The sequence below is a fragment of the Acetobacter persici genome (assembly GCF_018256955.1).
GTDB lineage: Bacteria > Pseudomonadota > Alphaproteobacteria > Acetobacterales > Acetobacteraceae > Acetobacter > Acetobacter persici.
In genome coordinates this window covers 57,034-70,087 of record NZ_JAERKU010000013.1, presented here as the reverse complement: position 1 = coordinate 70,087, position 13,054 = coordinate 57,034, and the positions used below count along the sequence as shown (strand labels likewise).

Annotated in this window: 10 protein-coding genes; 4 read left to right on the top strand and 6 right to left on the bottom strand. The window is 60.0% G+C overall.

What is annotated here, in order from left to right; genetic code table 11:
* Window positions 1-170 precede the first annotated feature (170 nt).
* Window positions 171-440: a 30S ribosomal protein S15 gene (gene rpsO / locus JK199_RS12780; protein ID WP_025825010.1), complete on the bottom strand. Its 270-nt coding sequence runs from the start codon at window positions 438-440 to the stop codon at window positions 171-173.
* A 24-nt stretch (window positions 441-464) separates the two neighbouring features.
* Window positions 465-1,382 (bottom strand): tRNA pseudouridine(55) synthase TruB, encoded by a 918-nt coding sequence (gene truB / locus JK199_RS12775; protein ID WP_212355053.1) that lies wholly within the window; start codon window positions 1,380-1,382, stop codon window positions 465-467.
* 185 nt (window positions 1,383-1,567) lie between these two features.
* On the opposite strand from truB, the gene JK199_RS12770 reads away from it, so the two are divergent.
* From JK199_RS12770 to JK199_RS12755, 4 genes are read left to right on the top strand one after another with little or no spacing between them, the layout of a single operon-like run.
* A complete protein-coding gene (locus JK199_RS12770) occupies window positions 1,568-2,737 on the top strand; it encodes an ABC transporter permease (RefSeq protein WP_212376610.1) in 1,170 nt (389 codons plus the stop codon).
* A gap of 1 nt (window position 2,738) precedes the next feature.
* Window positions 2,739-3,521 carry an ABC transporter ATP-binding protein gene (locus JK199_RS12765; protein WP_077930913.1) on the top strand — a complete coding sequence of 261 codons (783 nt, stop codon included), beginning with the start codon at window positions 2,739-2,741 and terminating at the stop codon, window positions 3,519-3,521.
* Between the two features lie 6 nt (window positions 3,522-3,527).
* Window positions 3,528-4,484 carry an MlaD family protein gene (locus JK199_RS12760; protein WP_212376607.1) on the top strand — a complete coding sequence of 319 codons (957 nt, stop codon included), beginning with the start codon at window positions 3,528-3,530 and terminating at the stop codon, window positions 4,482-4,484.
* Entirely contained in the window at window positions 4,481-5,074 is a 594-nt protein-coding gene (locus JK199_RS12755) for a PqiC family protein (RefSeq protein WP_035373237.1), read from the top strand. Before JK199_RS12760 ends, JK199_RS12755 begins: the two co-directional genes overlap by 4 nt.
* Before the next feature lie 33 nt (window positions 5,075-5,107).
* On the opposite strand, the gene JK199_RS12750 is transcribed toward JK199_RS12755, so the two are convergent.
* The 4 genes from JK199_RS12750 to JK199_RS12735 all read right to left on the bottom strand — a co-directional run bounded on the left by JK199_RS12750 (window position 5,108) and on the right by JK199_RS12735 (window position 13,025).
* Window positions 5,108-6,679, bottom strand: coding sequence for a glycosyltransferase (locus JK199_RS12750; protein WP_212376604.1), 1,572 nt, complete (start codon window positions 6,677-6,679; stop codon window positions 5,108-5,110).
* 73 nt (window positions 6,680-6,752) lie between these two features.
* Window positions 6,753-8,021, bottom strand: coding sequence for a hypothetical protein (locus JK199_RS12745; RefSeq protein ID WP_212376601.1), 1,269 nt, complete (start codon window positions 8,019-8,021; stop codon window positions 6,753-6,755).
* Window positions 8,022-8,093: 72 nt separating this feature from the next.
* Entirely contained in the window at window positions 8,094-11,189 is a 3,096-nt protein-coding gene (locus JK199_RS12740) for a glycosyltransferase (RefSeq protein ID WP_212376598.1), read from the bottom strand.
* A 48-nt stretch (window positions 11,190-11,237) separates the two neighbouring features.
* A complete protein-coding gene (locus JK199_RS12735; RefSeq protein WP_212376595.1) occupies window positions 11,238-13,025 on the bottom strand; it encodes a tetratricopeptide repeat protein in 1,788 nt (595 codons plus the stop codon).
* Window positions 13,026-13,054 lie beyond the last annotated feature (29 nt).

Below are 13,054 nucleotides of genomic sequence, written 5' to 3'. Positions count from 1 at the left end.
GCCGGGATCATGATCCCGCACTCAGACCTGTGGCCGTTTATTATCAGACGCAAAGACCAGCATGGCCTCTGCGCGCAGGGCTATCATCACACAACAGCCCCAAAAAGGGAAAGGGTGCGGCTTGCGGCATAACCCGGCAACCGCACCCTTTGACACCTTTAACTCTGGTCTTAGCGACGCAGGCCGAGACGACCGATCAGCGTTTCGTAGCGGCTCTGGCTCTTACGACGCAGGTAGTCGAGCAGGCTGCGACGACGACCAACGAGGATCAGCAGACCACGGCGGGAATGGAAATCCTTCGCGTGGGTCTTCAGGTGCTCGGTCAGGTTAACAATGCGCTCGGTCAGAATTGCAATCTGCACTTCCGGTGAACCCGTATCCGTGGGGGTGGTCTGGTATTCACTGATAACTGCCGTGCGGCGTTCTGCGGTAATCGACATCACTGTCTCCGTACAAAGAAGGTTCTAGAGAATCCGCACAGGGCGCAGGAAGCCGTCTTCCCGACGGCACAGGCCCAGTACGCGCCCCCCTTCCATGGCCCGCACAGGCGCATCTTCATCATCAATCTGAGGGAGACGATCCATCAGATCGACAAGGCTGATCGCCTGTCCGTGCAACAAGGACACTGCTTCATCTTTGGTCAGGGCCACCGCCGGGATGTCGGCCAGCGCGGTCGAGACCGGACGCAACAGCTCCGGTGAGGCATGGGGGTTTTCGTCGTTTAGGACAATTTTGTCCAGAACAATCGCATCGGCCTCGGTAAAAGGCCCCACGCGCAGGCGGCGCAGCGCGGTGATATGCCCCACAGTGCCGCAGGCCAGCGCCACATCCCGCGCCAGAGCCCGCATATACACCCCTTTGCCGGACTCGACCTCAAAGATCGCGGTATCCGCATCGGGCCGCTCAATCAGTTCAAACCGGTCAACGCGGGCGGGGCGGGGCGGCAGTTCCGGCGGGCGGCCTTCCCGCGCCATGTCATAGGAGCGCTCCCCGGCCACTTTCAGCGCGGAAAAGACCGGCGGCACCTGCATGATGTCCCCCGTCAGGGCAGGCAGAGCGGCGCGGAGCTGCTCATCCGTCGGGCGCACGTCGGACACGTCCGTCACGTTGCCATCAGCATCGTCACTATCCCGCGCTTCACCCAGCTTCAGCGTAAAGCGGTAGATCTTGGTGCCGTCCATAATATACGGCACGGTTTTGGTGGCCGCGCCAAAGGCCAGCGGCAGCAGGCCGGTGGCCAGCGGGTCCAGCGTGCCGCCATGCCCGACTTTCTGCGCATCAAAAATCCGTTTGGCCCGACCCACCATCTGGGTGGAGGTCACCCCGGAAGGCTTGTCGATCACCAGCCAGCCATCCAGGGGGCGGCCGCGTCTGCGTCGCATGAAGAACTCCCGTCGTAAAATTCAGAAAACCGGCCGGAAGACCAGTAAAGCAAGGCTGCATCTAGCGGACCCGCCTCCCCGCCGCAATGGCCGGGCCGCCGCAGCTCTTCTCTCAGAACATGGCCGCCACACCCCCTGCCGGGGCTGGTCAGCCCGGAAACCGTGCCCTAATGTCGCCACACATCATGACTGATCACACCGCCCACGCCGCCCCTCCGCATCCGGCACCGCCTGCTGAAAAACCTGTCTGGACGCTGGAAGGGGACACAAACGCTCCTCAGCTTGTACTGCGGGGCGCGTGGACTGTACAAAGTGGCGGCATGGCCCCCTTCCCGGCCGACGGGCTGGCGCAGGGCCGGGACCACAGCACCCTGACTTTTGATACGCAGGGTGTAACTGGCTGGGATTCCGCCTTTATTGCGTTCCTCTGGGACGTCAAGCAGGCCGCAGGCCACGCCGGGATGCAGTTTGACCCACAGGGTCTCCCCGCCTCCGCCCAGCGGCTTCTGGCCCTGCTGCCGGACGCCCCGGCCTCCGGCAAGGCCGCAAGCCACAAACCGGCTCCATTGCTGGAACGTGTGGGCGACAAGACTCTCTCCGTCCTGAATGAAACCGGGACTGTGACAGAGCTGGCGCTGGAAACCGCGCAGGGGGCCTTCAAAACCCTGACCGGCAAAAGCGGGATGCGCCTGAAGGATCTGGCCTCCGATATCTGGAATGCCGGCCCCTCCGCCCTGCTGATTGTCGGCGTGGTCAATTTTCTGGTGGGCGCGATTCTGGCCTTTGTCGGGCTGGTGGAACTGCGGCGCTTTGCGGCGGAAATCTACGTTGCCAATCTGGTGGGCATTGCCTGCGCGCGGGAAATTTCCGCCATCATGACCGCCATCGTCATGGCCGGGCGCACTGGCGGGGCCTATGCCGCCCGCATTTCCACCATGCTGGGCAATGAGGAAATTGACGCGCTTCAGGTGTTTGGCATTCCGGTTTCCAGTTATATCCTGCTGCCGTCCATTCTCTCGCTCGGGCTGATGATGCCGCTGCTGTATATCTACGGCACCATCATTGCCATTTTCGGCGGATTTGTTGTGTCCGTCAGCATGATGGACATCTCCCCGCTGGGGTATCTGAACACCACCTTTGACGGCATTGCCCTGCGGGAATTTGTGTTCGGCTTTGTCAAATCCTTCTTTTTTGCCAGCTTTATCGCGCTGGCAGCCTGCCGCGTGGGCCTGCAGGCCGGACGGAGTGCCGCAGATGTGGGGATTGCCGCCACACGGGCGGTCGTGATCGGCATTGTCGGCATTATCGCCATGGATGCGGTGTTTGCCGTTATGGCCACCGCGCTGGGGATCTGAGATGAACGAGCCAGAGACCATTATCTCCGTGCGGGATCTGGGCCTGTCCTTCGGCCCCAAGGTCATTCAGCAGAATGTCTCCTTTGACCTCAGACGCGGGTCTATTTTTGCCGTCATGGGCGGGTCAGGCTGCGGAAAAAGCACGCTGCTGAAAAGCATGATCGGCCTGTTACGCCCCACCGCCGGGCAGATTCTGGTCGGGCAGGAAGATTACTGGGCACAGAACGACAAACGCCGCACGGAAATCAATCATCGCTTTGGCGTGCTGTTCCAGAGTGCTGCCCTGTGGAGTTCCATGACCGTGGGGGAAAATGTCGCCCTGCCCATGGAAATGTTCACCAGCCTGCCGCCCGATGTCATCCGCCGTCTGGTGGAACTCAAACTCGGCTTTGTCGGCATGGAACAGGCCATTGACCTCATGCCCTCTGAAATTTCCGGCGGGATGCGCAAACGGGCGGGCCTTGCCCGCGCCATTGCGCTGGACCCGGATATTCTGTTTTTTGACGAACCCTCCGCCGGGCTGGACCCCATTACCTCCGCCCGGCTGGATGACCTGATACTGACCCTGCGGGACGGACTTGGCGCAACCATCGTGATTGTCAGCCACGAACTGCCAAGCCTGTTTGCCATTGCGGATGACGGCATTTTTCTGGACGCCAAAACCCACAAACCCATTGCCCGCGGCTCCCCGCGGGATTTGCGGGACCACAGCACCATTCCGGAAGTCATGGCCTTTATGAACCGTCAGGCAGACATTCCCCCAACAGATGAGACAAAGGGCTGAACGATCATGGCTGAAAGCACAAACCGTAAAACCCTGATCGGCGCATTTGTTCTGGGGGGTGGCGCGCTGGCGCTGGCCGTGATCATGCTGTTCGGGCACATGCGCTTCTTCGCGCCCTCGCGCGAGGCTGTGGTGGTGTTCCAGAACTCCATTACGGGGCTGGCCGTGGGCGCACCTGTCAATTTCCGTGGGGTGAAGGTCGGGTCTGTCAAAAGCATTACCCTGCGTTTTGACCCGCTGGACCGTAAAGCCTACATCCCCGTCCAGCTTACGCTGGAGCCGGACCAGATCCATATCGTGCGGGACGTGCCGGGGGGCACCAAAGTCAGCATGCAGGAGATGATTGCCAACGGCCTGCGGGCTGAACTCAATCTGCAAAGCTTTGTCACCGGGCAGTCCAATATCGAGCTGGATTTTGATAAATCCACCCCGGCCATCCTGCATCCGCGTATTACAGGCGAGCTGGAAATCCCCGCCCGCCTGTCCACCATGGAAAAACTGAAAGACACGCTGAGCGATCTGCCCGTGAAGGATATTGCGGGCCACGCCGATGCCACGCTGCTGTCCATCAAGACGCTGAGCGACAAGATGAACACCGACCTGCCGCCGCTTCTTGCCAGCGTGAAAATCACCACAGACCGCTCTCATGACACTGTTCAGGCCGCAACCGATGCCATCCGGGACCTTCAGGCCAAGCTGGATGTGACACTGCTGAAAATGGACAAGCTGCTGCAAACCAGCACAGACCAGCTCACCAACCGCGGTGCCGATATGCACGCGACCCTCGCCTCCGCCACCAAGACACTGGACACGCTCCAGACCATCCTTTCCCCGCGTTCCATAGATCGCGCCAATCTGGATGCCGCCCTGCGCGATATTGCCGCCGCGGCGGCCTCTCTGCGTGGCTTCTCCAGTGATGTTGAACGCAACCCGCAACTCCTGCTGATGGGACGCCGTCCATGATGCTTTCTCTGCGCCGCCTCTCCTGTGCTGCTCTGCTGTGCGGCTGCGCGCTGCTGACGTCCTGCGCCTCCCCGCCGCTGCGGCTTTATACGCTGGGCATGCCGTCTGATCAGGCAGTGCGGCAGCCGCACCTCTCCCCCCGTGCGAGCACGATTGAAATCAGCCGCACCGTGATTCCGGATTATCTGGACTCGCAGGATATTGTGCTGCGGAACGGGGAAGAAATTGTGCGCAGCCCCAAATCCCGCTGGGCGACACGCCTTTCTCTGGGCATTACGGATCTGATCACCAACCAGATTGCCACCTTCCACCCGAACGAGCTGATTACCGACCAGCCTCTGGCCGATGCCGCAACGCTGCGGGTGCAAGTCAATATCTCGCGTCTGGATGTGGATGCGAACGGCTCAGTCGTGCTGGACGCCAACTGGGCGGTTCTGCCGCAAGACCCCAACAAACCGCTGATCCGGGACCGTGTGCATCTGTCTGAAACCGGCGATGTCAGCACCGATGCCGCCATTGCGACACTGATGCGCAAGGTGATCATTGAGCTGGCAAACCATGTCAACCAGTCAGTCCCGCCTCACGCCTGAACAGGCTGAGAGGCGGCCCGGCGGGTCAGCGGGTCAGGATGACGCCTGATCCGCTTTTTTCCTGCGTCCGGCGGCCCGCTTTAACGGGGCAGACCTGACTTCCGTACCCTTCGCAACACGCGGAGCAGCCTGAGCGGCAGATTTTGGTGTGCGCACGGTTTTGGAAGACGCGGATGCCACCTGTTTTGCCGCGACCCGAACAGGGGCTGTTTTCCGGGCGACAGGCTGACGCGGTTTTTTAGCCGGTGTGACGGGTTCAGCTTTTACGGCATCCGGCTTATTAATCTTCGATGCCCCTTTGGCCTTGCCACGCTTTGGCACAGTACCATTCCGCGGGACATCGGCCTCAGCCGCGCGCTCCTGCAAAACAGGCGCCGCCTTGTGGCCGGTTATCAACTGGCTGATCAGGTCTTCATACCGCGCCAGATACGCCTTCATGCACAAGGTGCGTTCTGCCTCAGCCCGCGCTTCCTGCCGCATTTTTTTGGCGGTGCGGGTGTCATTCAGTAGTTCCAGAACGCCCTCAGCAATCCGGTCCGGCTCCGTAAACGGCACCAGACGGCCTGTCACGCCATCTTCAATAAATTCTTCAACAGGCGCTGTGGCACTTCCCACAATCGCGCACCCGGCCGCCATTGCCTCACGCAGAGACCATGACGCCACAAACGGATACGTCAGATAAACATGCGTATCTGACCGCTGAAGCAGTCTAAGGAAATCGTCGTAAGAGACTTTGCCGACAAAATGGATGCGGGAGAGATCAAGCTCTCCGGCCAGTTCCTCCAGCATCCGCTCCCGCCATGACCCGGAGGGCAGACGCGCCCCATAGCTGACGCCATCGCCCCCGACCATAATCACCCGGGCGTCCGGCTGCTCCCGCAGAATCCGCGGCAAAGCGCGCATAAAAACATGGAACCCGCGATACGGCTCCAGATCACGGGAGACATAGGTAATCAGTTTCTCCTTGGGAGAAACATGCACATCCTTGATGCTGAACTTGCGACGATGCGCCGTGGCGTCCGGGCGGCACAGTTCCAGATCCACCCCTTCGCGCAGAACAGTAATTTTCTCCCGCGCCCAGTCAGGGTAAGCACTTTTCTGAAATTCCGTAGGCGTCTGGCCGTACCCCGGAGAGGTCAGGGCTTGCAGGTTGATGGCGTTTTTCGCCCGGACCAGCGGCATCATGGCGGGCTGCATGGGGAATTCCGGGTCAAACCCGACGTCAAACCCCGGTTCATCATGATAATAAAATTCAAAATAGCCCAGCACCGGAACGCCGGGGAACACATCCTGAATATTCAGCAATTCCCCCCAGCCATGATGGCCGATGATGATATCCGGCTCAAACCCAAGGTCCCTGAGCGTGCTGGCCGCTTTTGCCACGGCATCCGCCCGCACAAGCCCCAGATCAAACTCCCGCGCGCCGGGATGCGTCTGCTCCGTGGCGTGGCGGGGCATCCGGTAGATTACCCGCCGCACGCCGGGAATAAGATTGGCGTTATCTTCACTGATAAAAACAATCTCGTGCCCACCGGCCTGCACCAGATGACGCACGAGATGAAGGTACTGTCCGGGGAAGTTCTGGTGAATAAAAAGATACTTCAAGGGATTACCTGTATTGCTATGCCACCACGTTCCCGGACTGGCCCGGTTTTTTAAACCGGACCTTCAGGAGTTTTTAGCGCCGGGAAGAGGGTTTGCGGCCACGGCCACGCCCTGTCGGCGGAGCTTTGGCCGGGGCTGCTTTTGGCGCTGCAACCGCTTTGCGCGGGCGCCCTGCGGATTTGGCAGGCACAATCTCTGGCGCTGCATTTTTCACAGCGCGTCCCTTACCCGCGGGACGACCAGCACGCGGCTTGCCCGGCGTTTTACGGGCCGGACGCTCTTCTTCTATAAACAGTTCAAACTCTTCAGCCGTATCCGCCTCGGCTTCCAGTTCCTCAAGATCTTCCAGAAGTTCGGCTTCTTCAATTTCTTCTTCTAAAAGTGCGGCAAGATCGGCAGCGGCCTCGGCTTCCGCAACGGCGTTGCGGCCCTTGCCACCCCGGCGGCCTTTCCCGCGGCCACCCTCTTCTTCACGCGGCAGGATTTCCAGCAGGAAGGCCTCCAGCGGAGCCAGACTGGCGGATTCAATCGGCTCACCGCTTTCAACCGGCCCAACGCGCGTGCCATCGGTAAAGGTCGCGGTCACCCGGCAGATAAATTTCTTTGCGGCTTTGCCTTTCAGGCGGATGCACAGGCCCAGAATAGGCAGCGCCATCCCGCGGCTGCCGCAATATTTGCCGCCTTCAACCCACGGAGAGAGCCAGCCTTTGCCAAGAACGGCCTGATATTCAATATCATCAGCGCCAATCTCTTCAGACGGTGCAATTCCAAAACCTTCAATCCACGCATGGCTTCCGGGCTCACCCATCCACTCACCCACGCGGGACATGACATCGCCACGGCGCTGAATATGCGCACCAATTTCTGCCGCATAGGGACTGAGGGCTGCCACAGGAGCAGGCGCGGCATGAGGCACGGCAGGAGCGGCCACGGGAGCAGACGCCTGACCTTCCGGCGCAACAGGCGCATGCTGCGCAACCGGACCAGCACTTGCATCATGGCTTAGCTGCACAACCTGCAAACGGGGTGCGTCATGCGGGGAGCCGAGTTCCTGATACACCGTGACCAGCACCTGCGCGGGGCCACGCTGCACGCGGATCAGTGCTGCGCCATTCTGGCCCCCCAGCCAGCCATCTTCATCAAACGTCACGATGCTGATGTTGCCTTCATCCCGCACAGGCGGCTGAGACAGGCGGACTCCGGGAAGACCGGCCGCCGTGGGCGCCTTCTGTCCGGGGGCGTGAAACACGCAGAACAGGCCTGTCTGAAGCGTCATCAGATGGCCCGATACCTTAAGATCAGAAATCCGCTGAGGCGCAGGCGTCTGGGTAGTCTGTGACATAAAATTTCTTCCATCGTGACGATACAGGAAAACTGTAAATCAAAAAATCATGAGCCAGTAAAGAAAAGGTTATTATGCAGACACACCCCGGCCCTCAGCGACAATGCGTCCGAGTTTTATCAATACGTCATTCAGACCCTCTTCTAAAAGATCTGTCTTTAACAGCATACCCTGTTTTGTGGCCCGTATCCGTTCAGCCGGGGCTCCAAGGTCAAATGCTGCAACTTTCAAACCCGCTTTCCAGGCCAGTCCGAGCGTAAAACACCAGGTTTCCGGCCAGACAGAAGGTAAAAACGCATAATCCGCCTGCACGGAGGCAATCAGCGGGATGGCGTCCTCCTCCTGATATTCTCCCGTTACAAAAACATGGCCGGTGCGCATCAGCGCCTCATCATCCGGTGTGTGCCCCACAATCACAAATTCGAGCGGCAGGGCCCGCAACGCGGCGTCGCGTGCGGCAGCAAGCAGCACATCATACCCCTTCTCCCGCCCGATGCCGCCAATAACACACACCCGGACACGCTCACTCCGGGAGGCCCCCAGAACAGCCACACCGGGAATGCGCTGTTCCGGCACCGGAAACGCCCTCTGCCGGAGTGCTTCCCCTTCAGCACAGAGCACTGCATCCTCTTCCAGAAACTGCACCTGGCAGGTCAGGCTGGCATACTGCCGCTGCATTCGCCGGGCAGCATCGTGTGACGGGACATAAACGGTCTGCGCAGTGTTCAGAAAAGCTTCTGCGCGCGTGCGATAAACCGTAACGGAAACATCCTCCTCCATCTTGCGGCCCAGCAGCGCGATACACGTCTCGCACCCTGCCACATCCGGCTCACCACAATACCGGCCCTTCACCCCCATCAGAGAAATTCTCTGACAAAACCACATATAATCATGAATATGGACAGTATAAGGGCAACCCAATGCCTCAGGCAGACCGTAGAGCATCGGACTGTGCCCGGCCAGATGGTGCACTTCCACCTCTGCTGCTCCTTCCGCCTTTAACAGGCGGGTCAGCAATGCCCACTCATCCGGCAGCCTGAAACGCAGAGACGGATAAGCATCTACTCCCCCCTCCTCCATCACACACCCTCCGCCTGTGGGACGAAGAATAAGAGGCCGCACGCCCTGCGCGGTGAGAGCCGTGACGCGCTCACCCACCACACGCTCAACGCCGCCGCCATAATCATGCGTGACAAGCACCACGGCTCGTCTCTTCCGGCTTTTCCGTCCGGACGTGCTCTGCGGTGCGGCCGCCCGGAAGCGCACAAGATCAAGCCGCCGACGGGCGTTAAACAGAAGATCTTTCTCAATCCACGCCGCAATCATCTCATGATAACCGGGATGCAGGCGGTTCAGAATCGCCTCGTTCCGGCGCATCAGTCCGTTGCGGGTTCCCCCGAAAGACGCCGACCCGACATGCGCAACATACGCGCCGGGCGCCGCCTGATGCCGCCATCCCAGAGCGCGGGCGCGCATGCAAAAATCATTTTCTTCCCCATAGCCTTGCGCAAACACATCGTCCCGCAGTAGCCCGGTCTGCGCCAGACAGTCATGCCGGATATACATGCAGAAGCCGTTAGCAGTCGGGATTTCAATCGCGTGCCCGGCATTGGCGGCCTGCGCCTGCGCCATCAGATCCTGCGTCTGCGCAAGGTCGGGCACAGGATTTTTCTTATCCGGAGAAGGGTAGGACAAAATACTGGCGTCATTAGAAAAGGGTGTGACCGTCCCGGTCCCGGCGGACGCATAAGCAATACGCCGCAACTCTTCCACCCAACCCTCGGCTACCAGCGTATCACTGTTCAGCACAATCACATCATGCCCGGCCACCTCCCGCAAACCGGTATTAACGGCTGAGGGAAAACCGTAATTGCGCGCATGGGTCAGAACACGAAACCCGGCCTTCTTCGCAAAACGTGTCACGGCCAGCACCAGATCCGGGTCCGGGGCATCATCATTCACAATGACAACCGGAACGTCAGCAGACGGAACAGTCCGCTGCACCGCTTCAAGACACGCCAGCGTGCGATCTTTGTCCCGATAAACCGGGATAACAAGAGCAACCCCGGCCTGCTGGCCAGAGACGCACGGGGTTCCTGCCACAGCCCCCTGCACAGGAACCGGAACAAAACCGGGAAACCCCTTTATTTTATCAGGCGTTTTTCGAGCAAGAAAACTGTCCGCAAGAGCCTCCGCAACGATCCTGCCTGAGCGCCGTTCCAGCCCGACATCCAGAGGACTACCCGCAAGATCTCGCCCATCAGGCCCGACCACCCGCACCGGCACATCCGGCAGAGCGTCAAACGGCAGCGATAAAGCGCGATAGCGGGCCAGCGGCACGTCAGAAGGAACAGAGTCACTCACGTTTTCTGCGGTGATTGTATGCAGAACTTTGCCTGTGGAAGCATCCTGTATCTGCACAACAGGCGCACGATCCGCGTCATGGGGCAGCCAGACCCAGCCCGTCAGCCCGTCCGGCCCCGCCTCAACCAGCCCCTCACTTCGCGCAATTGCAAACGGCTGAACCGGATTACCCACTAAAAAAGGCTGATCTTTCAGACGAACTTCCAGAGAGCGCGCCGTCTTCCAGCCCACAGGACAGTGCCAGCCTGTTTTTTTGCGCACCATTTTGACCGCGTGCGCATCCAGCAACACAACCGGCGTCTGCCCGGCAACAGCACCACCCAGCCGCAGCGTGCCATCCCCCTGCAAGCCACACCAGCCCGCAAGACCATTCAGCCTCGTGATCTTATCCGCAAGTTTTGCACTATCAGATGTGCAGGAAAACCGGGACAAAACCTGCCCCAGTGCTGAAACGGCAGCAGCGCCATGACCAGCCGCCTGCTGAAACGTAGCCAGAAGAACCCAGCCCTCCCGAAAGTCGAAACGATCCAGAAGGGTTTTCAGAAGATCAATTGCCCCACCAACATCCCCGACAGCCTGCCGTGCCAGTGCAAGAGCGAGCATGACATGAGGGTTATCCCGGGCCTGCCGGTTAGCGCGTTCCAGCCAGTCCCAGGCTTCCGACTCCCGCCCGGCCTGCCAGGCTTCATTGCCGCGCTGAAACGTCGCCTGAGCCCGTGCGCTGGCCCACACCTGCCAGGCCGCCCGATCTTCCTGCGTCACAAAACCAGAGAGCGCGCCTTGTGTCTCATCTGACTGCGCCATCAGCGAACCCGCTCTCTGCTTACCATCGCTACGCCTTATAACGGACTATCAGCTCTCTGCGGGCAAAGGCACTGTACCGCCAGTGCCGATGCTTGCCAGTTCCGCACTTGCCTGCGCAAGATTCTGTGCTTCGGCCTTCCGGTACCAGATACGTGCCTGTTCCAGATTCTTTTCACCCCCCAGACCATTGGCGTAGTACCGCGCAATCATCAGCTGGGCTGCCGGATGCTCCTGTTCTGCCGCCCGGAGGAACCACTCCCGCGCGAGAGCCCGGTCTTCCGGCACATCATGACCACCGCCATAGAGTGCCGCCACGGAGAACATGGCTGAGGCAGTGCCCCGCTCTGCTGCCTGTTTGTAAATCCGCAGGGCTTCCGGATGATTTTTCGGACCACCAACACCCGTGACCAGCAGATCAGCATACGCAATCTCGGCTTCTGCCATGCCTGCTTCCGCGGCTTTCTGAACCCACGCCCGGCCTTCCACAGGGTTCTGTGCAACGCCACGCCCCTGCAACAACATCTTCCCGTACCAGTACTGGGCGTTGACCACCTTTTCCGCGGCTTTATGCAGCCAGAGGAGGGCTTCCTCTTCATCCCGCTCAACCCCGACGCCCTGCGCAAGACAGACACCAAAGTTAAACGCGGCCAGCAGGTCGCCCTCTTCGGCGGCATGCTTATAGAACTCCATGAGCGCCCGGCCGTCTTCTCTGGGCGCATCGCCTTCAAGCACCAGATTAGCGAGATCAGCCGTGGCTTTCTTATCGCCCTGCTCTGCTGCCAGCTTAAACCAGGAGGAAGCCGCTTCCGGATCTTTCGGAACACCCACACCCGCCATGTAAATGGTCCCGAGTGTGTGGCTTGCAGCCGCATGGCCGTGTTCGGACGCAAAACGATACCATGAAATCGCTTCTGCATAGTTGGGGGGAAGGTCTATCCCACGCCCATACCAGTCGCCCAGAATAGCCGCCGCTTCAGCGTCACCCGCCAGCGCGGCTTTGCGCAGCCAGCTTTCACCCCGGTCGCGGTTCCGCTCAATCCCTTTGCCCGCCATAAGGGCGATGCCGTATTTTGCCTGTCCACCCCGGACATTCTGCTCGGCGGCCCGACCGAAATAGGCTGTCGCCAGAGCATCGTCCTGCGGAACGCCGGTGCCCCGCTCGGCCATCACGCCCATCAGATAGAGTGCTGTGCCCAGCCCACCATCCGCGGCTTTCTGCAACTCCACCGCTGCCTGAGCATACTGCTCATACGTCTGCGCGCCTTTCAGCGCCGCAAGACCAAGCCCCAGATGCCCCTGTAAACATCCTGCATCTGCTGACTTCTGATACCAAAGCAACGCCTGATCAGGGTCCCGAATATCATCCGGTCCTGCACTCAGGATATAGCCATACAGAGCCTGCGCATCGGAGTTACCAGCCTCCGCGGCCTGTCTGGCCCAGCGAGCCGCTTTGTAATAATCCGGCTGAGCTTTTTCCCGCTTTTTGTAGTCCTCAAAAACAGAAGACAGGCTCTCGCCTTCTTCTACCTCGGGTGGCAAGCCATGCAGATACAACGTCGCCAGAATAAAAGCAGCCCGGTCCCAGCCTTTCAAAGCCGCACGCCGGGTCCAGCGCGCCCCTTCAATCAGGTTGGGAGGGGCTCCCTGAGCGTTCAGATAAGCCTGCCCGACCAGATACTGCGCTTCCGGCTGCCCTTCTCTTGCAAGGGTTGTCAGAACCGTAAAGGCCTTGGAGTGCTCCCCTTGCTCAAGCAAGCTCTTGGCCTGAAGCAGCCTGTTATCGGCTACTGGCTCGTTGCGCTTTCCAAAGAGGCGGCTAATCAGATTTTTCAGCATACTATGCCCCTTCCCCCAACAAGACTCAG

What these genes read in the sequence shown, in the direction of transcription:
- JK199_RS12765 (WP_077930913.1), top strand. Translation starts at nt 2,739, where the DNA reads ATGAACGAGCCAGAGACCATTATCTCCGTGCGGGATCTGGGCCTGTCC.
- truB (WP_212355053.1), bottom strand. Translation starts at nt 1,382, where the DNA reads ATGCGACGCAGACGCGGCCGCCCCCTGGATGGCTGGCTGGTGATCGAC.
- JK199_RS12735 (WP_212376595.1), bottom strand. Translation starts at nt 13,025, where the DNA reads ATGCTGAAAAATCTGATTAGCCGCCTCTTTGGAAAGCGCAACGAGCCA.
- JK199_RS12745 (WP_212376601.1), bottom strand. Translation starts at nt 8,021, where the DNA reads ATGTCACAGACTACCCAGACGCCTGCGCCTCAGCGGATTTCTGATCTT.
- JK199_RS12760 (WP_212376607.1), top strand. Translation starts at nt 3,528, where the DNA reads ATGGCTGAAAGCACAAACCGTAAAACCCTGATCGGCGCATTTGTTCTG.
- rpsO (WP_025825010.1), bottom strand. Translation starts at nt 440, where the DNA reads ATGTCGATTACCGCAGAACGCCGCACGGCAGTTATCAGTGAATACCAG.
- JK199_RS12755 (WP_035373237.1), top strand. Translation starts at nt 4,481, where the DNA reads ATGATGCTTTCTCTGCGCCGCCTCTCCTGTGCTGCTCTGCTGTGCGGC.
- JK199_RS12740 (WP_212376598.1), bottom strand. Translation starts at nt 11,189, where the DNA reads ATGGCGCAGTCAGATGAGACACAAGGCGCGCTCTCTGGTTTTGTGACG.
- JK199_RS12770 (WP_212376610.1), top strand. Translation starts at nt 1,568, where the DNA reads ATGACTGATCACACCGCCCACGCCGCCCCTCCGCATCCGGCACCGCCT.